Here is a 22492-nt window from a genome sequence, read left to right on the forward strand (position 1 = left end):
CTTGCCAATCCGGTATTTGGACTAGATATGTGCGCGCATCGGGCGACACGATGACCGGACGTCTTCAGATACAGCAGAACGATTGGTCTCTTGTTGCCCTGAATGCCAGCGGAGCCGGCAACGCAGTTGGCCAATCAAGCGCCGGCAGCATCAACATCAACGACGCCTATATCCGATCCGTAGGACTCTGGCTTTCGCAGATTAACTTCAATGGGTACCAGGGACCGCAAGGACCACAGGGGCCGCAAGGACCGCAAGGACCGCAAGGACCAGGCTACCCAAACGTGGGCCCCCACGGGCCCGTGGTATCTGTTCAGCGCGTCCGTTGCGGCACTATTCAACTGGTCTACGCGGACGGCACTACAGAATACATTGACATCGCCGCATGTTCCGATTGAAGAATGAGGCTGCTGTCAGTCAAAACAAGTAGCTTGGCATGAGACCCCCGTCCCTGCTGAAACAGATGGGTCGCCCTGAGCCCTGAGGAAATAGGTGAGGCCCGACTGAAACACATAGCAGCCCCCCGCCTGTTCTTTCCACGCGTACCAGGAATAGTTCAGGGCACAATATTTGCGATTGCCCATGCTTACAGTAGTCCCGGTTCCCGACGAATCGGCGGAATACCAAGTTTTGACGGGCGTGGGGGCTTGTGGGCGCCAAATACCGGATTGGCAAGGTGGTGCCGCGCCTGCTGCAGCTATCGAATGACGCTCACGGAATAGCTTGCGGTCCATCCGCTGACCGCACGGGCGGCAGCACAAATCCGTAATTGATGGCTTCCAGCCGAGAGAGTGTCGGAGGCGGAGGACGATACGCTAAAGCCCCCATTGTCCGACTGAGCAATGTCGTAGTTTGACGCCAGCACGCGTCCGTCGATTGCAACTAACGCGGCGAGTTGAGACACACGAGATTGCTCTGAAATTCCAGCGGTTTGAATGTTGAACATCACTATGCCCGTCGCTTCAAGCACCTCCTGATAGTCTTTGCAGAAATAGCGTAACCCGTCACCAGGATTTGGCCCAAAGTCGAGCAATACGGAGGAGACTGGGCCAGCCTGCGAATCCTTACCAGTCACCGCAAGGCTGACTTTTCTCCAGACACCGGATTGGCAAGGCGATGAGACGCTCCACGCCGTCAGGCAGGTCCTTTCAGGGTCGTTCGCAAACGAATGTCACGTATGAGGATGGATCCGGTTGTCGATCCCACCCATACCCATTGAACCTTGCGTGATAGCCCTCCGGGCAGCTACACGCACCTGTGCTTGGATTAGGCGTGCAGTGCTGCGCGGAAGGATCTGACTGAGCCGCGACGAGGACGTACCCCCCTCCATATGCCACCACGCTGTTGGCACGCCAACGACTGGATTGGCAAGGCGCGGTTCTATCGCTGCCAGCATCAATCGGAACTGCCCTACGTCAGAAGGCATACAGTGAAGCGATTGTCATACTCCGGCTTCGAATTTGAGCGGACGGACCAGTGCGAACCAACCGGCACGACGATAGAGGCAGAGTCGATTGTGCCTCCGGGGCTGTCGTTACCGGAATTCGCCGAACGGCTAATCAGGCTCCCGTCCACGTAGAGGTAGAGGCCTGAGTTGGAGTAGCCGTTTCGATTGGCAGTGAGAAACAAGGGGCCGAGGCCATGATTGCTGCCGTCAGCGCTCCCCGTGGCTACTTCCTGGCAGAAGTAGCGTCCTTTGAACGGCAGGCTGCTTAGCCAGACACCGGATTGGCAAGCAGCACACAGGGGCGACCACCGCCAACTTGATTTGCTTCGTTTGGTTCTACCGCGCAGCAGTATGCATGCCAAGTAGCATCGCTAATGCTATCAGTGTCGGAGTCATTGAAGTCACGCACCAGGAGGTCGTGCACCTCGCGTGCCTCTTGAATCGAAGCGAATCGGCCAGCTTCGCTGGCATGCGTCTGGCGCTGGCGGCCAAGTCGACGCGCACCAGAACGAGGCCGGCGCCGGCGCGGCCGCGGGCACACGCGGCGCGCGGCCTGGCCCGGTGGCCACCGCGGACCTCAGCCGCAGGATCTTGGCCAGCGACGCTGACCGCCGCCTGGCGCTGTCGGCCAGGTCTCGGGCCAGCGTAGTCGACCAGGCGGCGCGCGGGCGGCATCACCGAACTATTTAAGGCTGATAGCAAAGGCGATGAAGCACCAGTAGCCACAAATGGCACCCGCCGGCGTGCGCGCGGCTGCCGGCCCAGCCTTCGTGCGAGCGATCATGGCCCAACCATTGCCCTTAGCTTGCAGATCCTCGTGAAACTGGCACGCCAGTGGGCGCCAATTTGGCGGCCGATGCCAAGGCCGCCTGCTCGGCATTCCAGGCGTCAATCACTTCCTGAAGCAGCCTGCGTCTGCGTTGTTGGGACATGTTGCGCGGAGGGATCAATGCCGGCCCACGATGGTTACACTTTTCGCAAAGGATGAAAGCGATGCCCGGATGCAAATCGCTCACTAGCTTACCGCGCCCAATCTCGTGTTCACCGCATTTATGGCACGGTGCAATGGTCGTGTCACTCATTTAATTTCCGAAAGTCGTGGGTTGAGCCGATGATAGTCGTTCCCCCCGGATCTCGCAGCAAGCCAACTGCGGAACGGGAACAGCTTACGCCTGACACTGCCGGGCCTGAACCACCCGGTCTCGCAGACGTGCGCGGGATGCGCCTGGCCTGATGGCCAGAATCCAAATCAGCTGCAAGGCTGAGGCCGCGGCGAGGTCAGGCTGGCCGGTGCGAACAGCGCTTCTGCGCAAGCCGACATGCGTTCGTTCGAGGCCGACGCTGGGGCGCCTGCCAGCATGCGCCGCGCTCGGCGCGGTGTCGTAACGCCACGGACATCAGATCCAGGATCTCCCGCAGCGGCGCTGGACAGCGCTTGGCGCCTCCCGCCAGGTCGACGTGCGACGGCTCGCGGCTGGCGCCGGCGCGGTTGCCGCGCATACCCCGCGCTCGGCCTTGCGGGTGCCGCTTACCCAACATTCCACCTGATCGACGCATGTTCCGCGCTTGCGCTGCGATCTACGCTAAAAAAAGTATCAGTGGACTTCGCTCACGAGCGCAGTGTCCTCCATCAGCGGCGTCAGGGGATCAATCATTACCAGCGAACTCCTGTCGACGTGCTGCAAATACTGATCCGGCTCTGGAACGCGCACCCCATCACGCATTAGCGTGCATAGCGTTCGAAGCAGTGCACTCTGCGCCAGCTGCAGCGCGTGAAGCCGGCTTTGGCCGGAGACCGCTAGTGGCGGGCAGAAATCGGGGAATGAAACCGAGACTTCGGACTTCCCTCGGAACTCCAAGAGAGCGGGGTATGGGAGCAGCAAATTTAGGACGGCCTGCTTGGAGCGATTGCGCTGGCCATCGAGCTTCCGTACCAAGCGGGTAGCGCGCAGATGGGTATAACGCTTCAACATGCTCAATGACTTGTGGCCAGAAATTGCGGCGATTTCCAGCATGTCGAGCGTGCCGCGCTCAAACAACCTGGATATTGCCTCATGTCGTAGATCGTGGAAATGCAGATCCTCAATCCCCAACCGGCGTAGCATGTAGCGCCACGTCGACTTTATACCCGCGGGCGTATAGTGAAACACACGCCCCGACTGCTTTACGCCAAGACGGGCAAACGCCTCTACCGCATCAGTCGTCAGAGGCACATCGCGAGGGCTACCGTTCTTGGTTTCCGGCAAGTGCACGATCCGGCTGCGTAGGTTGACATGTTGCCACTCAAGATTGAGGATCTCCCCCTGACGCATGCTGGTCTCAAGCGCGAGCACGATGATCGAGAACAGCTCCGCGTTTGCACTGGAATAGGCATATCGCTGAATCTGTCGGTCCTCTCGAGGCGTGAGCCGTCGCACGCGGCCTGGCGGGACCTTTGGCTTGCGCACATCGCGGCAAGGATTCGTCCCCGAGCAAAACCCCCATTCGATCCGGGCCACCTCGAAGATGTTCGACAGAAGCGAAAGCTCTAAACGAACGGTGGCTGGCGAAATCAGCGTTAGCGTCTTGGGGTTGAGCTGTGCCAGGCGAGCATCCCGGTAGGTGGCGATGTCCACGCTCGTAACCTCGTTCAGCACCAAGGCACCGAGATCCGAACGCTGCAGTTGTTGGAGACGAAAGGCCTCCTGAGCAAACCCCTTTTTTAGGATGCTTACACGTACTCGGTAGACGTCGATCACGCGCGCCAGAGTAGGGCGAGAGTTGGGGCGGGGAAGTGCCGGCGGTCCGACGAAGTCGGCCTTGAATTCAGTTTGTGCTTCAAGCACGCGAAATCCTTTCTCGCGCGGTCACGCTATTCCGACTGGTTCAACTCATCCTCAATCAGGTGGGCAAGTTCCACAATGCCCACATTCATGGTCCGCAAGAGCGCAGCGATAGTGTTAAAAGTCGGCGAACGACGGCCGACCTCGATCAGCGAAATGCCGTTACGGTCTAGCCCGGCCTGGTAGGCAAGGGTTTCGATCGTAAGGTTTCGCTCCTCTCTAAGTCGGCGTAATGCCTTTCCGAGTGCCGCGTTGTGGTTGGTCAATGGGCTGATGCCGTGAAAAAGCTCCCATTTTGTGTGTCTTGCGCACGCACTTCATCCGCTAATTAGCAGCACAGAGCGTTAAGCCAAGACCTATAAACTATGAATAATGTGATTTGTCACTTAAAGGCGCTGCAAGCGCGCAGAGAGGCGCGTGTCCACGCTGCCGGCCTCGCGAGCATTTGCACTGCTGGACGGAGGGGACAAAAAGAAGGGCCCGCGATGTGCGGGCCCACTGCAAACTGCTCAAGACGTCATGCTGAGACTACTGCGCAATAGTGACCACGATGCTGCGGCTACCATTCGGCTCTCGGATCGTGATGCCGGCCGGTGCGACAGTCGTCAAGCGCGGCACCACCATTTTTTTCTGCTCCGCATCTGCGGGATACTCTAAGCTCGGGATTGGATCTCCGACGGCGATGAAGATCCCATTTATCACTGCGCCGACACCTGGTGCCAGGCCGTCAAGCCGCACGTTTTTGGCCTTCGACTGGTTCAGCGCTGCAAAATAGTCGACCGGCTCTTGCGCCTTGGGCTTCCCGTCGGCTTTGGCGGCGCGCGCAGCTCGGCCAAACAGCTGGTCCAGTGTTTGCGGAACCGGCGGGGTGTCTCCTGTGCCATCAGCTTGCGCCTGCTCCTGGATCTGGGGTGTTGCAAGAAGGGGGTACAGCTGCTGCAAGCTGTCGAGCTGGGCAGGGCGCGCGGCGGGAGTTCCCCCTGACACGGTCATGCTCGTAGCGGCAGCCGTACGCAGAAGTTGATCCGCCTGATAGGCGCCAAGGCAACACAACACGCCAAGCATCGCAGCTGCGTTTCGTGGGGATATAGCAGTTCGCTTCATGGTGACGCCTTCAATTGGGCTTGAGTAGAAGACAAGTGTTGGCCAACGTCATACTGGGCACGGCGCCGTTCTGAATGTTGACCTGCGTAAAGCTCAAGTCCTTGCGGACCGCCAGCGATTCAAGCGCCATGAAAAGCGTTGGGTAATCGATCGCAGTGGCAGTCAGCCCTGAGTTTCCTCCCCCGTTCTGCACACACAAGCTATAAATGCCCAGCTTCTGACCCTCATACTCGACTGGATTGATGGTGCCGGTGGTCGAGAACAATTGCGCCGGCACATCCAAGCCCAACCCCTCCGTTCCCAGAAGCTGCAGCACCGCGTGCAGGTCCTTGGGCGTCTGCATCGGATATGCGATTTCCCAAGCCGCCTCTACGGGCTGCAGAGCCTTGTACTGGTCTGTCCATGCTTGCAACGCATCAGTCGCCGCGCGCTGCGCACTCGCCCGCGACTGAACCAGCGCCAACGTCTCGGCGCCGCCAGAATAAGTAATGAGACAAAAGACGCCGGTGCAGAGCCATCGCCAAGTCTTGCTTTGCATCATCGGATGCCCCCTATTGGTTAATGTGCCGCGCCGGGCGGTCAGCTGACGTTTCGATAGTGATCAACAACACCTTTCCGCCACCGGACGCTTGTTCTACCAGGCCGACCGGCGATGCTGCGACGCGCAGCGGCAGACCGGTCGCGTTCGCCAACTCTCGCAACGGACCTTGTGCCTGGTCGAGCGGATTGCGAACATCCTCCCGCGGGACGCTGATGGTGACCTGCAGATCCGGCGGCTGCTGCCCAGCGGCCGCCGAGTAGACAGCGGTGCTACCCGACGCTTTACCTTTGGTTGGCGCGTTGATCTGGAGGCGTTGAATCTGCCATGTGGGGTGAGAGGCAATAGTGCTGAAAAGGCCCGCAAGTGGCGCAATCCTTGCCTGCATGGGTGCCTCGGAGGCCAGCCAATCCTGACGGGCCCGCAAGACCTCCAGAGACTCCGCGGACCGTGGCCCTGCACTGGCCAACTCGTCGAATCGAGTGCGCGCGTGCAAGTACTGGGCCCATTCGATACCCATCGGGACTAGGTATGCCGTCAAAGCCAATGCGGCCACAAGCCACGGGCCGAAGCGATGCCAAACGGGTTCCCGTCGAGCGAGCGGCACTCTTGCTATGCGTTGGAAGGGCGCCGAGCCGATATGGATCAGCCTCTCAGACCGCGGCGCGGGCAGGGGATCCGTCCAGTAGAGCTTCGTGTCACCTTCCACCGCGATGTTGCTGAGGAGCGCATTGATTTCAGTCTGATACCTAGATTCGTCAACCCGCAGCACCCGTTCTTGAATATCAACCAGCTCACCATTCGTGAAGCGGTACCAGTGCAAATAAGTGCAATTTGTCCCCCGATATCCATTGAACACGATGGCGCGGCCTTTCGTCCGCTTCCCATAGCGAAGAACGCCGTCGACCGCGAAAGCGACCCGGGCATCACGCCCCTTCACCACGAGTTCGTTATGCACCCACAGGTGCATCAACCGGGGGTTACGCAGCTTGAACCAAGGTGTCACCACGCGCGGCACCAGCGCTGTAAATCCTGGCCCTGGCGAGGACTTCTGAAGTGAAGAAAACACCAGTTCGCCCGTTATCACCGCGCGCTCAGGTTTGATGGCGCCAGGCTGTTGGAGCCCCGTAAGATCTCCTATGAAATCTGGAGCGCGCACGGTACGTTGCGGTGCGGCGTTTCGAGGCGCCGGGCGCAGATCACGGCCGCCGCCGGTTGTCGGCACATCTGCCGCCGCGGCACCGCGCCGAGGTGACACATCACGCTTGGACCGCCACGAAACCAGAGAAACTCTGCGGACCAGAGGCAAAGCGCGGAGGAGGGCTTCTTTCATATCAACGAATCGCATTGGAAATGAGGTCGGACATTTGCGTGAAGTAGAGGGCCATCGGGGACACTGCGATCACAGCGGCGGCGATGCTGGCAACGTTGTTGCCATAGCTAAGGAAACGCTTAATCTGATCCATACCTAACTTGATGAGCGGTTTGGCAGCGTGCTCGAAGTGACGGCTCCCATTACCCGTGCTTTCTGTGAGCCGAAAGGCGTTGCATACCAGTATCGGCAACCGTTGCCGCGGATCCGCTTCGTCGATTCGGTCCAGATCCAATGCATGCCTGTAGCCCATCCGCGAGTTCTCGCGCACGGAAGCAATCGAGGGAACCATATACGGCAACAGCAACGGTTCAGACAGATGTAATGCATCCTGCAGCGGAATGCCGCAGTCTTGCATCAGGCTGATGTACCTGGACCAAAGACCGAAGTAGAGTGACCTAACAGCGACAGCCAGGGTGGGAATGTCATCAAGTTTGGACAACATCGACGACGTCACGTCAGGCCGCCTCGCGAAGCGGAAGGCTGCAACACCGGCCAAGCAAAGGCCCACAAGTAGGACCAGCGAGTTGCCGGTGAGGAAGTCATGCACGGACTTCGAGAGCTGCATCATCGAGCTCGGCTTGCGAAACCCGTCGCCGAGGGTGAGGGCGGGAATTACGGCCAACAACATGAAGAGGTTGACACCCAGCCCCGCGACTATCATCGCGATCGGATACAACAGCTTGCGCATCAGATTGCGAATCTCAAGTTGCAACTCGGCGGTTTGGGCCAGTCCCTCGAGTACCTGAGGTAGCTTCCCCGCGTGTTCTGCGATAGCCACTGGAGCGGCGTACATGGCCGGCCAGTAAGTAGAGAGAAAGCTAGAGAGCTTCTTGCCCTCCCTCACATGTGTGCTTGCCGTCAGCCAGAAGGTCGCACGGCTGCGCTGGAGCCTCGCTAGCTCCGATAGGGCCTGATCCAGGCTCAGGGTATCCGCGAGAGCCGCGAGTGACATGGCCGCCAGGTTAATTTCCAGCAAGCTGAACGGCTTGTCGAGTTGTTCGTCCGTCTTAGTCATTAACGATGCGATGCTCGGTGAAATGGATTGCGAATTGACGCAGCTATCGACGCCACGCCTTAAATGAACAGATCCGATATCTGCGACTCGCCGAGCAAAATTCGCTCCAGTGCGGCGTCGAAAAGACTGCGATCACGGAACCTAACCAGCTCGCTGTACCTGAACGTCCGACGCTCGAACATCTCATGCAGAAGATCCTTAACTTCGCGGGTCATCGAAAGGACCTCATTGATCGGCACCACGCCCACATAGCCGGTGTGATCACACTCCTTGCATCCCTCCGGATCGGCAAGGAAGCTGTTGCCCTGGAGCGCGGCATACTGTGCGTCGGTTGGTTGTGCAAGCCCATGCTTGCGGCAATAGTCTTCGATCTGCGCGTGTTGCGTGCGGAAGGCCTTCCGGTCTAGCGGCTTCCGGCAAGCGGGGCAGATGTGAGAGATCAATCGTTGAGCAGCGACAAGGTTGAGGGCCTCGATCATGTCGTGTTCGTTCACAACTGCTGCTTCAGCGTTATCGATCACCGGATTGTTGATGTAGGCCCGCAGGGTTGGGACCGCCATAATTGAATCACCGGCGTGTATCGTCGAGAGCATGAGTGAGCCTGTGCCACTGCCCCGGACCGCAGCAGCAGCCGAAGACCGACTTCGAATTTCACCGACATACACCGTGTCAGGATCCTGCCGCAGAATGGCCGCTGTCATCAGGTCATAGCCATTGCGCGCGGTCACGGCATGCTGGAGCACATCAGGAATGTTCCGCTCCTTCGGGTGTTCGATGGATAGACGATTGCGGCTCTTCCCGAACAGGTCATATTCAAGCGTCAGCGCGCCGGCGATCGTCGTGCTCTTGCCGGAGTTGGTCGGTCCCGCCAACAGGATGAGTCCTTTGGTCTCACGAAGCGCGCTCTCGATTGCCTTGATGACGCTGGTCTTGATCTTCATCTGGTCCAGCTGCACACGCGTTGTCTTTCGAGGGATAAGTCGGATTGAGATCGACTCGGGCGCAATGTCCAGGCCAGCCGAATCCATCGGAGTGAAGGCCAGTCTCAGGAAGACCTCGGCCTCTTGGGAGCGATAGATCAAGTTGCCATCGGCTGGCGCCAGCAGGCGCCCCTCAGCCGTCGCCTGGTCGTCCGTGTACTTGGCTTGGCTTATACGGTGCAGAAACTGGGCAAGCTCGTTGCCTTGGTCAGGCGAGAACGGCCGAACGACCGGGATATCGAACATGTGGGCAGCCCGCCGATAGCGCGCAATCACAATACCGTCCGCCTGAGGCTGCAAGGCAATATTGCTGGACTGCTTTTCATGTGCGAAATCCAGCATGCGCACGAACATGCGCTGCAGGTCGGTCGTCGCTTTCTCTGGAGTGAAGACATTGGTCTGGCTGTTGAGGTCGTTTGCAACGATCTCGCCGCCGTCCAGATTCGCCAGTCGATATATCTCTGCACGCTGACCTAGAGCCAGAATCGGGCCCGCGTGGTGGAGCCCATATAAAGCGTTGTTGGCTCGCATATCGCGGGCCATCTGCTCGAATTCCTTCAGGCGCCCGTTGTCGGTGAAGACCAAGCACGGGCGCCCGCTCGGCGTGTCAATGAGAACCGACTCGTGCCCGCACGCATCACGGACTGCAGGATCGGCCATCATGGCACTAGGCGATTCGGGCAGTGTCGTGTAGTAGGGACGTTGTTCCGTCAGTGCAACTATCCGTTGGATACTGGGACGTAGATTGCTGATTTTGTCTGACAGGTACTCGAGAGTAAGCACATTCGCGGGCTTGCTATCCATCAGCACGTCCACCTGTCTCTGGGTCGCGAATTCCAGCTGAACGACGTAGTCGCCAGCGCGCAGCCCGGGGTTGGCAACGATCTGCGACGCTACGTCTGCGAGGTCTCGCGGCGCTGTCGCAGCGTCCGGGTAGCCCCATCCATCAAGAAGCGCCGCTAACGGTGAATGGACATCTTGGATGCGCGAGGCAGCGTCTTGCTGAGTCATGATTCGAATCCTATTGAGCAAAAAGACGCGCTCGCGCGTCGAGCTGGCTTGCCACGGGCACCTCTTTGCCTGTGGCATCCTTTATGGTCGAGGTCGTCAATATTGCGACGTAGTCCTCAGTCAAATAGTTGTAGACACGTGGCGTTCCCCAAACCGAAAACAGGTCAGTGCAGTCCAACGGCACACCGGCCCAGATGTAGGAGCCAGAGCAGGTGCCAGCAGTGCCACCGAAACCGGCAAGTGCGGCCAACGTGGCAGACGAGCCCGCCGGCTTGGGGAATACCTGCCGGTTGTCTATTACTTGTGAATAGGCGCGTGCGAACTTCTGCAGGATTCGCCGCTGCGCAAGCTTTTCGAGAGAGATCTCGTTCGCGTAATCGTTGCGGCTGTCGTAGAGCCACCAGTGGCTGCGCTTTCTGCCACACCAAGGGCCGGGGGAAGAGAAAGGCAAGGTGCCACATTCGTTATCTGCGAGGTACGCCGCGGAGTCGGTGGCATCACGGGGCAACTGCGAAAACACCACCGCGCGGCGGAACTGCCAGACACCATCCGTCATGATCGGGCTGACCTCATACCCCTGCCAAGCCCTGCCAGCTTCCACGCGCAGCTCTTGATAGCCGGCGCGACCTGCGGCCTCCTCCAACGAGGCTGGCGGCACCCCGAAATCCATGATCTGGTTCTGGATTGCGCCAGCCACGAATCGCGTGGCCATGGCACGGGCTTGGCCGTCGATCGCTTGGGCTTGCCCGGCCGACGTGGCGAATCCCGTAAGCATAAAAGTCAGGAAGGCGAATCCCACGCCAAGGAGGAGCAGCGGCATGATCGGTCAATAGAAGATGGTCATGGTGCGATTACCGCTTCCACCTGCCGAGAACTGGATCTTCGGGTCCGTGGTATCCGCACCCGCAGGCAGAGCTGTCGCGTTCATCGCACCAGGCGTGCTCGACAAGCGCTGATAGTTCGCCAACACCACCGCGTCCGTGACGGGCGCGAATTGGACGGCGATGACGTTTCGATTGTTGATAAAAGCATCGCTCAAAGACACGGTCGAGCCGCCCAGGCGATAGTTGCCGGGCGAGCCCTGAATGGACTCGTGCATGGGTAGCGCGTTCGTGTTCGCGTAGCAGGCTGCATACAGCGGGTTCACGTTGCTGCCGTCGACCAGCAATTGCAGCGCGCCGTTGGCCCCCGGCGTCGTCGGTACTGCTGACGTGGCCACCATGTTGGCGGTCCCGCACGATTGATTGATGATTCGGAAATTATTGGCAAGCCCCTGCGCGATATCTTGGTACGCGAGGCTTTTGACGTTGTCCGTGGAACCCAACAACTTCGGGGCGAAGATCCAGGCGAGGATCCCAAGGATTCCAACAACAACCAGGATCTCGAGCAGAGTGAAGCCGGCCTGTTTGCGTCGGTACGCTCGCGCGCCCACAGCGCTGGGCAGGTAGCGGGGAAAGGGGGAGAGAGTACGATTACTGCGGTGAAGTTGTTTCATAGTTATCTCGGTGCTTTTAGAAGGTCAAGACGACGTTGTTGGTGGGGTTTGAAGAATCCGGTGCGACCCCAGCTGACACGTTGGCGTTGAGGCGGATAGCACCGTAGTGAGGAACTTTGTTGGGCCCGACGGCGGTTGGCTTGTAGTCGCGGCAATACTGCAGGGGCCCGCCCCACTGGGTCTTCCCGTACCGGGCCTGATCCATACCGATTTGGGCTAGCACGTTGACCGAAGAACTGGAGAGGTCATACCAGCCGTCGTAGCAACCTTGGTTTGTGGCGGGATTCTGGCCAGCAAGACTTGTGGTGGCTGCGGGATACCAATTCGTCGTGTCCGTGGCGGACGCCAGACGCTGGCTTTCGCGGTAGTAGTTCTGGAAGTTGTCGCGCATGAGGTCGACGTTTGTCACGGTCGTCTGCATCATGGAGCGTTGGAGTTGCAGCGTGCTGAAGATCTGCACGCCGTAGTCAGGTTGCGTAGGCGCCCAAGTTGCCACATTCGCGACGGTGAGGGCGGCACTCGCGCCCGGAATCCCCGCCACGCCAGCGCATGCACCTGACGAGATCGGGCACCGGGTGCTGTACACCGCGCCAATTTGATAAGCGAGGGTCACGAGCGGCCCACTGCGGAAGTACAAGGGAACCTGCATCGAGATGTCCGGCGTCCGCTGATAGACGCGCGCGTTCTGCGCTGCAGTGCCGTCGCTATTGATATCACGCGGCAGCAGCCCAGATTGTGAGAACAGGCTCACCAGGTCAGAATCCAAGGGATCCAGAACAGCGTTGCGCAAGCCCCCGCCGCTGTACGGCTCGGGCAACTTTCCAAGCACCGACCGGGTCCGCGCCGCGTCAAGAAGCACCGCGGCAACGTTCTGGTTGCTCAGCGCTTGACGTCCATCGGCGGCGCGTACTAGAGCGCTGTATCCGTCTCGAACCATGGGCGCCAGTAGGTACAGCAGCCCTCCCAGCAACGCGACGCACGACAGGATTTCGATCAGCGTAAAGCCGTCCTGGCGTGAGGCCTGTCGTTCGCTCGCGCGATATTGTTGACGTCGATTCATGTCGCGACCTAATTGCGTTTTGTAATGCCTACGCGCAAGACCAGGTACATCGAGGTCTTGGATCCGCTGTTGTTTTCGTTGCCAAACACAGCGCTCAGCACCGGCACATCTTTAAGGCCGGGAATGCCACTGCCAAGGTCGTTGGTGTTCTCCTGGCTCAAGCCACCCAGCAAGATCAAATCGCCATCGCGCAAGACCACTTCGGCATTGTTCGTTTGCTTGTTGATGATTGGGATGCGCTGGGGGATCTGTACGACCTTCTCGCCGGCGGTGATGACCTGGTTGGAGGAGTCCCATCCCACGACCTTTTTCAGCAACATGGAAACCTGGGCGCGCACGATTCCAGATGTGGAGTCGTAGCGCGGGTTAATGCGCAACCGCATACCGGTGCTGTAGGGCACGAGAATGTTCTGCGTTGCGGTGGCGGCCGCTCCCGTGTTCGTGCCGTAGGCGGCTTGCTGACTGTTGATCGTGTAGTGACCGGTGGTCCGGTAGTCGAACTCAGCGGGCGAGCCGCTCGTCGTGGAAACCGTCGGCTTCTGAATGGTGCGAGTATTTTCTTGCGTGTCCATGTAAGCGTTGAAGATCTGCAGCCCATCTGCGGCAGACGAGACGCCCAGCAGCGTTGTGGGCGTCGCCGCCAGCGACGTCGACGGAACATTGACGCTGGGAATTTGGCTTCCCCCGCCCGGGAAGCTGATCGTGGCGCCACCAAGGATGTTGTTGGTGACGACGGCGCCATAGCGGCCTTTCGCGAAGCGCGCGAAGCTCGCAATATCAAGACCGCGAGTTGACCTCTTGCTAGTCGTGACCTCAACGACCTCCACGTCGAAGGTGATCTGGGTGTTGTACTTGGCCTGAATGCTGTCCATGTAGGGGCTGATCTGCTTCATCAGCCAGCCGGGGGCCTGGATAGTGATTGCGCCCGTCTCCGGGTTCATCGAAGGCAAGCCAATGCGCGTTGCGGTGTAGAGCGAGTTGCCTCCAGCGCTCTGGCCACCACAAGTGGCGGCCCCCCCGCCGCCCGCGTCGGCGCCAACGCGCCCGCCGATTGCCATTCCGGGATTGATTCCCGGGACAATTGGCGAGCCGCCTTGGATCTGCGGCGCGGCATTCAAACTGACACCGTTATTGTTGGCCGCCGTCGGGATAAGGGTGGCGAGCCGGCTGCACAACTCGTTGGAGAGGCTTTTCCAGAAATTGTCCGTACTGGTGACGGTGTTCATGTTTTTGTTGCCACCGTCGCCGTCGGAACTATTGCGCCGGTTCGCCGCGCCCGTATTTCCGACTCCGCCCATGCCTGCGCCTGTAGGCGATCCATCCTCGTCATCGATGTCCGTAGTTGCCGAGCTGTAGCTGCTTGTGCGGTTCCCGATGTTGATCGTCCACGTTTGCGAGCGCATGGGAATGATCTCTACGACCTTGGCCTGGTTGTCCAGCTGGTAGTCGAGGCCCATAGGAAGTAGGAGTGTCTTGAGGGCGGTCTCGCCATCCAGCTGGGTCACACCCAGCCCGCTGTAGAGATAGTTATCCAACGGCAGTGAGGTGGCGATGTTGATGCCGTGGGCGCGCAGCACCTTGAGGATCTCCATGGCGCTGACCGCATTTTTGGGCACGTAAGTGACTTTCTTGGCGCGCAGCCAAGCGTGTTGCTTGGCCTCTTGCTCGGCCTCAGACAACCGCTTGAATTCCAAAGGGACTTCTCCCGCGCGGACAATCTCCTCTTGTTTGCGCTGCTGTTCCTTCACGTCGTCCAGGCCTTTAGTGGCTCCTTCATGGAACTCCCGCGCCTCCTTGTCGTAGTTTGTGGCGCACGCGACAAGCAAAGAGGAGGCCGCGGCGGCGATGAAAATGCGGTGAATGATCATTGGGTTGGTCCGTTGTTTAGATGGCGTAGAGCGTTCTATTGCGTGGCGTCGGAAACGCGGATCTCCGGAGGATTTGCGTCTGGATAGACCTCGATATGCACGAGCGAAGCGACAGCCTGACCAACCGACTTCACGACGCTAAGAAATTCGGTGGAGTAGGTTCGCGGCGTGACGACTTGGATGTAGTTGGAAGCGTCCCACTTCAACCTGTAGCCTGCTGTGGTCGCCCATTCTTCAAGGTTGTCGCGAAGCGTCTTTTGCGCATCCAGATGCCACGTTGGCAGTGCGGGGGTGGCCGCCTGCTCAGCAACGTCGCTGATGGCGGCGCTGGTACCGTCAGGATCAACACCTACATGCGCGCCGTCCGCGTCTGGCGCAGCGGGGCTGGGGGACGCAGTGCGTTTGGCCGCGCCCGAGGCGATCGCTTCCGCCGCGCCGCTGGGATAGTCCGCCAATGCCACCTCGCCTGCCAGACGCACGCTAGCGTGCACTGTCAGTGTGGGCATTCTTGCGCCGGCTGGGGTTTCATCGCCGGCGCGTGGCGGGGAATCCCTCGACACCTGTGGACCGGTTTTCTCGTTGGTCGCCAATGGGACGTTGGGTATCGCCATGGATGCAACGGCGATCGGCAGAGCGGTTGCAGGTGCCGGTGCCGGTGCAATTCCCTCCGGGGCCGTGGCTAATCCCCTTCCGCTCGATTGATCGACGCTGGCCGGGAACGAGAACGCCGGCCCCACCGCGACGTATCGCGCTGCGCTGAATCCCTCGTGGCGTTTGGGTGCAGTGGTAACTCCAAAAAACTTCTCTATCGACTCGAAAGATGTTGCGGACGCGCTAGCAGCCGCAATCGCTTGGGCGGGTGGCGCCGGCGGCGTCTCCACTCGCGGTGCCACAGAGGGCGCTGTGGCCCGCGCAAATGCCGCGGTGACATCGGTTTCGCTGGTCGGAGCAAGTCTGAATGCCGATGCCATCGTGGGTTGTGGCCGAGCCACCTCGGGCCTCGCGATCGGTGTGCGGGGAGAAGATGCGACCGCGCTATCAGATTCCCTCACAATAGGTAGTGCAGCCGGCAATGATTGGCCGCCCTGGCTTATGCGCTGAGATTGCGATTGCGCCTGCTGCTGTTGTGCCCGCGCAATCGGCGCTGCGGCAGGGAAACCATCGGCATTCCGCCAATGCGGAGCTACTTCCGCTGGCCGCGAGCCTACGGTCGCCGACTGAGCACGATCGGAACGGGCTTCGCCTGCTTGTTCGGGGCGTTGGCCTTGAGGTCCCAAAAAGTTCTGCATCAACATCAGAGCCGTTTGTGGCTCCAGCTTTCCAGACTGGCTGATGGCGATTAGTCGGCTGGCAATTTCGACCTGAACATCGGCACTGGACAGGGCGGATGCAGCCGACGTGTTGGCCCCCGTGCGCGTCGAGGTAGACAGTTGGACGGCTTGAGCAGGCGCAAGGAACACGCGGACGTAGGGCGCGGGGAGGTCATCCTCGTAATCAGCAGTCACACCTAAGGAAAACCTGCTCGGGTCGACCCCGGCATCAATGAGTGCCTGCCTAGTCGCCGCAACTCGGGCGGACACAACCGACGCTCCCATGGAACGATCGCCCTTCACCACAATCACGTAGCTGGCATTCGTTGCACCATGCCTGACAAACTCAAACAGGCCCGTCTGTGAGTCACCAGTCAATCGGTTGCTCCGCGCATGAAATGACAAGACCACATTCGGGATGGGAGAGTACCGAGGCTCCATCGTGCTAGCACGAGAAGGCCCCTGGGTCTTTCCACTACCGTCCTCAAGCGCGCGAAAGCCGGCAGTTGCCATCGATGGGCAACAAGCAATAATTATTGACAGCGCTATTGGACTCAGGCGAGTTGGAGGAAACAGCATTGAACACCGGCAGAAAGGGTGATTTTGCGTAGATTATGCAAGCTATATTGCACATTTGCAAGGATGCATAGATAATTGTAAAAATAGTTCGCCGGGTCCTTTTTCACTGGTGAAAATCTTGCAAGGCGCGAATCTTCCTCTTCCGACACAGATATGACCATTTCCGTTGAACAATTCATTGAGCAAACGCCCGCGAAACGCGGGCGACGCCGTTCGTCGAAGGTGTGGATGCACATGGAGGAGGTCACGGAACTAAAGCAGCGCGGCTACTCCTATTACCAAATCAAAGACTTCCTCGCCAAGAATGGCGTCGAGGTGAAAAGGTCGACATTAATTTCCTTCGTCCGCCGGGCCGAACAGCGCGCGCAGCGAGAGGCGGAAGAAAAGGCAAGGTCGGGGACAGCGGTGGGAATTGCCACGGAAAGCGCTATCCCGGAGGCCAAGCCCGTTTCCAAGGCCTTGCCCCAGCAGGGCAAACGTGGCCCCACGCGGCGACAATCATGAATGCCCCACTTAATGCAAGCGTCGCCGATGCGCTAGCTCTTGATGAAGGCTTGTCGCCAGAAGAACGCGCGAAGCGCGAGCGATTGCTCGAATCGGTCAAGCGCAATCTCGGCAGTGAGGTACTTGCCGCTCTGCGCGACCCCATGGTGTTCGAAGTCATGCTCACGGTGAACGGCACTGTCCTTACAGATTCCGTGAATCACGGCTTGAAGATGCTCTGCCATGGTGGAGTTCCCGTGCGTATCCACGCAACGGCCGCCCGCAACATGATGTGGACTGTGGCGCAGCTCCTCGACACAACAGTCAGCGCCGAGAAGCCAATCTTGGAAGGCGAATTTCCGCTGGGAGGAGAGCGGTTCGAGGGGCTGCTACCGCCAGTCGTTGAGCGCCCAATTTTCGCCATGCGCAAGCTCGCGGAGAAGATTTTTACCCTAGAGCACTATGTGCGCCAAGGAATCATCACCGTGGCGCAAATGGAAGTAATTCTTGATGCGGTTCGCCAGCGCAAGAACATACTGGTGGTGGGGGGCACCGCATCGGGCAAGACCACATTGGTCAATGCCATTCTGCAAGCCATGGCCGCACACACTCCCGAACATCGCATCATCATCATCGAGGACACTCGCGAGCTGCAGTGCAAGGCGCCATTTGTCGAGTTCCTCAGAACGTCGCGCCACACCTCGATTCAGGATCTGTTGCGAGCCACCATGCGGCTTCGGCCGGACCGAATCATGGTCGGCGAAGTGCGAGGCGCCGAGGCGTTGTACCTTTTGAAGGCATGGAACACAGGACACCCAGGCGGGATGGGGACTATCCACGCAGATGGCGCGCTGGACGGCCTATACCGCCTGGATGAGCTAATCCAGGAAGCAGGTGTTCCGTCGAAGCTCTCGCTGATCGGGCGCGCGGTCGACATTGTGCTGTACCTGGAGAAAGACCCGACTACGCCGGGCCGGCGCGTATTGAAGGAGGTACTAGCTGTCGATGGATATGACAGCCGCAACAACCAATTCATCGTAAAACCGCTCTGATATGGAGTGCCCATGCAAGATTTGATTTGTCATGCCAATGACTTTACCAACCTTCACCAGGCGCTTGCTGGTGGGGCATTGATCGCGGTGATCGTCACCGTGTGCTTTCTGAAAAACCTGGCCCGCATGCGAGCCCGCATCCACCGCTGGCGATCAGCCCCCGCCGCGGTCCGCGTCTAAATGGCGCAAACGTTTCCCCTTATTTTCAATATTTATTGAAGGATTTACGACCATGCATAGCGATATCGTACTTGCGAAGAAGCAGGGAGGGTCCCGATTCCTGACGCTCCTCATCATGTGCGTGTACGCGGGCGCCGCGCAAGCGCAGTCTCTTCCCTGGGAAGGACCACTCTGCACGTTCGCCAACGCTCTTACGGGCAAAACTGCATTCGCCCTCGCAGTCATCGTCTTCTTCGCGACCTCCGTCGCGCTCCTGTGGGGTGAAGAAATCAAGGGCGTCATGAAAGCCCTGGTCGTCGTCTTCATGCTCATCTCCGTCCTCATCGGCGGGTCTGCGATCATCCGCTGGCTCTGGCCTTCGGTAATTCCCTGCTGATGGCTAGCGAAAGCGAAGACCTGCTGCCGCTTAGGCCGATTTACACCAGCCTCGCGCGACGCATCATGGTCAAAGGAGGAGAACGAGAACTGGTCTACATCGTGATTCTGCTGGGCATCATGGTGGGCTTCGTGGACTCGGTTGGCTTTGGTCCGTTTGTGGGTGTGCCATTGGGGGCCGCCGTCGGTCTCGGTGGGTTGTGGGTCGCCCGTAGGATGGGCAAGGCTGATCCTTTCATGACCCTGGTGGCACGTCGCGCACTTACTTATCGCCGCAGCTATTCCGCGCGCGGCAGAGCCTCGGCGAAAGTGCCCAAAGCAAAGAGTTATCGCTGATCAGAGGCCAGGCCGCGTGCCTGGCCAACGCGCTTGGATTGACGACATGATATTTGAACGAGAATTTCGCGACGAGCTCGAGGGCTACGCCGATCTACTTCAGTACGTCGCGGTTATCGACCGCCGGCGCGGGATTGTCATCGGAAAGGCTGGGCAGCTGATGGCGTCATTCGCGGTTATGGGGCGCGACGCAGATTCGAGTTCGGGCCGCGACCTGGAGGCAATCTCGCAGCGCGTCAATGCTGGTTTGAAGCGGCTCGGCCACGGCTGGATGTTGCACTTCAACGCGTTTCGCTTCGAGAGCCGGGGATATCCAAAGGCCGGCTACTTTCCGGACGCTGCTACGCGCGTTGTGGACGAAGAACGCCGCCAAATGTATGAAGGGGAGGGCCGCCACTTTGAGAGTCAACGCGTGCTGACCTTAACCTGGCTACCGCCGCCTCCCTTGGAGAACAAGGTAAAGAGCCTCGTTCGCGAGGCCAGTGAGGACATGGTGCCCGAAAGCGTGCCCGCCGAGCAGAAGAAGCACTTCATCCAAACCATCGACGACATCGCCAGCGAATTGCGTCTAGAGTTCGTTACCGTCGAGCCGTTGGTTCCTCAGACCATTGAGTACCCGCATCTGGCTCAACGCACGGTAATCGACCCGCAGCTCGGCGTCTTCCATTGGTGCGCCACCGGCCTCCGGCAGCAGATTGCACTCCCGCCTCCCGACACGGCACCTTTTGCGATCGACTACCTGATTGGCAATCAGGATTTCGTTGGTGGCGATCAGCCGCGGGTGGGAAAAAAGCACATCAAGGTCATCGCGGTCGATTCATTGCCTTCCGAAGGCACACATGCCGCTATCCTTGAAATTCTGAATCGCCTAGGAGTTGCATACAGATGGTCAACGCGGTTCATCTTCGTGGACGATGAGCACGCAGAAGCAGTGATGGATCGCCACTATGCGAAGTGGAACCAGCAGGTTCGTAAATTCCTCGACCAAGCTCTCAACAGGGTGGGCGGCAGGATAAACGAGGAAGCATTGCGGATGAGCAATGACGCTCAAGCCGCGAAGAACGAATTACGAAGCAAAGAAGTGAAGTTTGGGTACTACACCGGGGTAATCGTTCTGTATTGCGAAGACCTCGGCGAGCTGGAAGCCGATGCACAGCAGGTCATTGACGCTCTACGCCAGAAGCACTTCGTGGCAAGAGAAGAAAACGTCAACGCCGTGGAGGCCTTCCTTGGAAGCCTGCCTGGCCATGGTTGGGAGAATGTTCGGCGGCCAATGATTCACACGCTGAACCTGGCCGACCTCATCCCTACCACTGCGCCGTGGCAGGGCCTCGAACAGAATCCGTGCGACAAAATTAAAAGCCAGTATCCCGACCAGCACGCGCTCCATGTTCCGCCGCACTTCTACGCGGTCAGTTCGGGGAGTACGCCGTTTCGGTGCTCGCTGCACGTGGGTGATGTCGGCCACACGTTGATGGTTGGCAGGACCGGCGGCGGCAAGAGCACCATGTTGGGATTCTTGATGGCTCAGTGGTTTCGCTACCCGAACGCCAAGGTGTTTGCCTTCGACAAGGGTTGGTCCGCATACGCATTGAACCAGGCGTGCGGAGGCACGCATTACAACATCATGGGCGAGGGCACTGACGTCGGCTTTTTCCCCTTGGGAGAAGTCCATAAGATCGGGGAACGCGCCTGGGCGGAGTCTTGGATAGAAGCCATGCTCGTGCTGAACAAGGTCGAAGTGACATCGTCGCGGCGCACCATGATTCGAACGACGCTAGCGGCCCTCGGGCGCGAAGATCGCGACCTCCGCACGCTTACTCATTTCGCAGGCATGCTGCAAGACACTGAAATGGCGCAAGCGCTGCGCTACTACACTACCGGCGTAGGGGCGGGAGGGATCTTGGACGGTACAGGAGACACCGTTGACCTGACGCGCTTCACAGTCTTTGAAATGGAAGCCCTGATGGAGCTAGACGACAAGCACGTCGCTCCCGTGCTGATGTACCTGTTCCGCGTCATCGAACGGCAGCTCGATGGATCGCCAGTCATGATCGTTTTGGACGAGGCGTGGCTGATGTTGAAGCACGCACTTTTTCAGGAAATCTTGCAGAAATGGCTCAAGGTTCTGCGCAAAGCGAATGCATTCGTTGTGTTTGCCACGCAGGAACTTGCGGACCTGGACCAGTCCCCGATCCGCGACACGATTTACTCGGCGTGCATGACGCGGATCTTCCTGCCTGACCGTGACGCAGATACCGATGTTTCCGTACCTTATTACCAACGCCTCGGTTTGACGGCGCGGCAGATCAAGCTCGTGACGAAGGGTGTCCAGAAGCGCGACTACTACTACACATCCCCCTATGGCTCGCGGATGTTTCAGTTGGGGTTGGGGCGTGGTGCTCTGTCCCTTGTGGGGGTGGCAGGTATCGAGAATACAAGGCGCATCCAGGACCTGCAGCGCGAGTTCGGTGATACCTGGATTTCACACTGGATGCGTGAATACGACGTAGCGGAAGAAGTTGTCCAACAGTTGGAGCGCTACCAGAGAGACGCCGGCACCTTTCGTCACGACCAGGTCAGGAGCATGGCGTGAGGCGGATAGTCCTTGTATAGCGCTTGACTATCCATCGTCAGAATTTTCACTAGTGAAAATTCCATAAAGATTGCATAATGCCATAACGTCAAAACTCAATTCTTGGAGCTGAGATGTCCTTGTTCTACATGTTCCTGGTGGGTTGCTTCATCGCACCCAAATTGACCATCGGTCTTCTTCAAACCGCAGTCAATCTGACCGTTGCGGTGGTGCATTCGCTGAGAATCTCCGTATTGCTCGTCGTACTCGCCTATCGACGCTGGGGCGCACGGCGCACCCTCGGAGCGGGAGTGGCGCTTATCGCCACAACCGCTATGGGGGTCTTGTTCATGCAACCAGCCCACGCCGCGGAAATCAAGTGCATTGGTGAAGCGCCATACTTGGTGGAAAACTATCGTCTTCCTACTCAAGGGCAGCCTGGAGCGGTATTCGTCGGTGCGCACGATCCCGGCGAGCGAATTGCCTACTTCTTGACCGGCAGTGGTTGGGAGCGCTACGACGGCGGTCTGTTCCCGATTTATCGTCGCTTTGACGGGGGCTTGCCTGCCGAGGTGCCCGTGCAGACGCTGCTCCCGTTAGCCAGCGACAATACCGCTCCTGTCGAAAACTGGTCGATCTACATCGGCTATGGCATTCTCACGCCGGCCGCTATGGACATGATCAAAACGCGACGAGAGGCCCTGAACGAACTACGGCCCCAACGAGTAGCCGAGGGAACTTGGAACCCGAGTTACGATAGCGATGACCAGTTCAAATGGGCGCTGGTTCACAAGAACTTGGTGGACAACAGCCAGTACCTGAAGGCCATCCCCCAGATACCGCTGATGTTTTGCCGACAAGACAATGGCAATAATTAGGAGTCGATG

Annotated in this window: 19 protein-coding genes and 1 pseudogene; 8 read left to right on the top strand and 12 right to left on the bottom strand. The window is 59.0% G+C overall.

Annotated features, from left to right (window positions below; genetic code table 11):
- Positions 1-398 (top strand): annotated as a pseudogene (locus tag HV742_RS32135) (hypothetical protein); the annotation flags it as partial.
- A gap of 2644 nt (positions 399-3042) precedes the next feature.
- Here HV742_RS32135 and HV742_RS23110 read toward each other — a convergent pair.
- From HV742_RS23110 to HV742_RS23165, 12 genes are all read right to left on the bottom strand, one after another.
- Entirely contained in the window at positions 3043-4272 is a 1230-nt protein-coding gene (locus HV742_RS23110; protein ID WP_217482416.1) for a tyrosine-type recombinase/integrase, read from the bottom strand.
- 26 nt (positions 4273-4298) lie between these two features.
- Entirely contained in the window at positions 4299-4535 is a 237-nt protein-coding gene (locus tag HV742_RS23115; protein WP_054489040.1) for a helix-turn-helix domain-containing protein, read from the bottom strand.
- Positions 4536-4797: 262 nt separating this feature from the next.
- The gene (locus tag HV742_RS23120) at positions 4798-5373 is read right to left on the bottom strand and encodes a hypothetical protein (protein WP_131726788.1); all 576 of its coding nucleotides are present in this window, start codon (positions 5371-5373) and stop codon (positions 4798-4800) included.
- Positions 5374-5383: 10 nt separating this feature from the next.
- Positions 5384-5914 carry a hypothetical protein gene (locus HV742_RS23125; protein ID WP_054473457.1) on the bottom strand — a complete coding sequence of 177 codons (531 nt, stop codon included), beginning with the start codon at positions 5912-5914 and terminating at the stop codon, positions 5384-5386.
- Between the two features lie 10 nt (positions 5915-5924).
- Entirely contained in the window at positions 5925-7244 is a 1320-nt protein-coding gene (locus HV742_RS23130; RefSeq protein WP_131726789.1) for a hypothetical protein, read from the bottom strand.
- Between the two features lies 1 nt (position 7245).
- The gene (locus HV742_RS23135; RefSeq protein ID WP_054473459.1) at positions 7246-8301 is read right to left on the bottom strand and encodes a type II secretion system F family protein; all 1056 of its coding nucleotides are present in this window, start codon (positions 8299-8301) and stop codon (positions 7246-7248) included.
- Between the two features lie 59 nt (positions 8302-8360).
- A complete protein-coding gene (locus tag HV742_RS23140; protein WP_054473460.1) occupies positions 8361-10292 on the bottom strand; it encodes an ATPase, T2SS/T4P/T4SS family in 1932 nt (643 codons plus the stop codon).
- A 10-nt stretch (positions 10293-10302) separates the two neighbouring features.
- On the bottom strand, positions 10303-11112 hold the full coding sequence (locus tag HV742_RS23145; protein ID WP_175146449.1) for a hypothetical protein: 810 nt from the start codon (positions 11110-11112) through the stop codon (positions 10303-10305).
- Positions 11113-11118: 6 nt separating this feature from the next.
- Positions 11119-11787 (bottom strand): type II secretion system protein, encoded by a 669-nt coding sequence (locus tag HV742_RS32480; protein WP_175146450.1) that lies wholly within the window; start codon positions 11785-11787, stop codon positions 11119-11121.
- A 16-nt stretch (positions 11788-11803) separates the two neighbouring features.
- Complete coding sequence (locus HV742_RS23155; RefSeq protein WP_175146451.1) at positions 11804-12847, bottom strand: prepilin-type N-terminal cleavage/methylation domain-containing protein; 1044 nt, start codon at positions 12845-12847, stop codon at positions 11804-11806.
- An 8-nt stretch (positions 12848-12855) separates the two neighbouring features.
- A complete protein-coding gene (locus HV742_RS23160) occupies positions 12856-14715 on the bottom strand; it encodes a secretin GspD/PilQ domain-containing protein (protein ID WP_175146452.1) in 1860 nt (619 codons plus the stop codon).
- Positions 14716-14750: 35 nt separating this feature from the next.
- Positions 14751-15221 carry a TcpQ domain-containing protein gene (locus HV742_RS23165; RefSeq protein ID WP_175146453.1) on the bottom strand — a complete coding sequence of 157 codons (471 nt, stop codon included), beginning with the start codon at positions 15219-15221 and terminating at the stop codon, positions 14751-14753.
- Positions 15222-16757: 1536 nt separating this feature from the next.
- Between HV742_RS23165 and HV742_RS23170 the strand changes: the two genes are divergently transcribed.
- From HV742_RS23170 to HV742_RS23200, 7 genes are all read left to right on the top strand, one after another.
- Positions 16758-17108, top strand: coding sequence for a hypothetical protein (locus HV742_RS23170; RefSeq protein WP_175146454.1), 351 nt, complete (start codon positions 16758-16760; stop codon positions 17106-17108).
- Entirely contained in the window at positions 17105-18139 is a 1035-nt protein-coding gene (gene trbB / locus HV742_RS23175; RefSeq protein ID WP_175146455.1) for a P-type conjugative transfer ATPase TrbB, read from the top strand. The genes HV742_RS23170 and trbB overlap by 4 nt, the downstream gene beginning before the upstream one ends.
- A gap of 12 nt (positions 18140-18151) precedes the next feature.
- Entirely contained in the window at positions 18152-18319 is a 168-nt protein-coding gene (locus HV742_RS23180) for a hypothetical protein (RefSeq protein ID WP_156333448.1), read from the top strand.
- Between the two features lie 52 nt (positions 18320-18371).
- On the top strand, positions 18372-18695 hold the full coding sequence (locus HV742_RS23185; RefSeq protein WP_175146456.1) for a TrbC/VirB2 family type IV secretion system protein: 324 nt from the start codon (positions 18372-18374) through the stop codon (positions 18693-18695).
- Positions 18695-19030 carry a VirB3 family type IV secretion system protein gene (locus HV742_RS23190; protein WP_175146457.1) on the top strand — a complete coding sequence of 112 codons (336 nt, stop codon included), beginning with the start codon at positions 18695-18697 and terminating at the stop codon, positions 19028-19030. The genes HV742_RS23185 and HV742_RS23190 overlap by 1 nt, the downstream gene beginning before the upstream one ends.
- A 46-nt stretch (positions 19031-19076) precedes the next feature.
- Complete coding sequence (locus HV742_RS23195; protein WP_175146458.1) at positions 19077-21626, top strand: VirB4 family type IV secretion/conjugal transfer ATPase; 2550 nt, start codon at positions 19077-19079, stop codon at positions 21624-21626.
- A 113-nt stretch (positions 21627-21739) separates the two neighbouring features.
- On the top strand, positions 21740-22483 hold the full coding sequence (locus HV742_RS23200; protein ID WP_175146459.1) for a hypothetical protein: 744 nt from the start codon (positions 21740-21742) through the stop codon (positions 22481-22483).
- Positions 22484-22492 lie beyond the last annotated feature (9 nt).

It is taken from the genome of Achromobacter ruhlandii, assembly GCF_902859695.1.
Lineage (GTDB): Bacteria > Pseudomonadota > Gammaproteobacteria > Burkholderiales > Burkholderiaceae_B > Achromobacter > Achromobacter ruhlandii.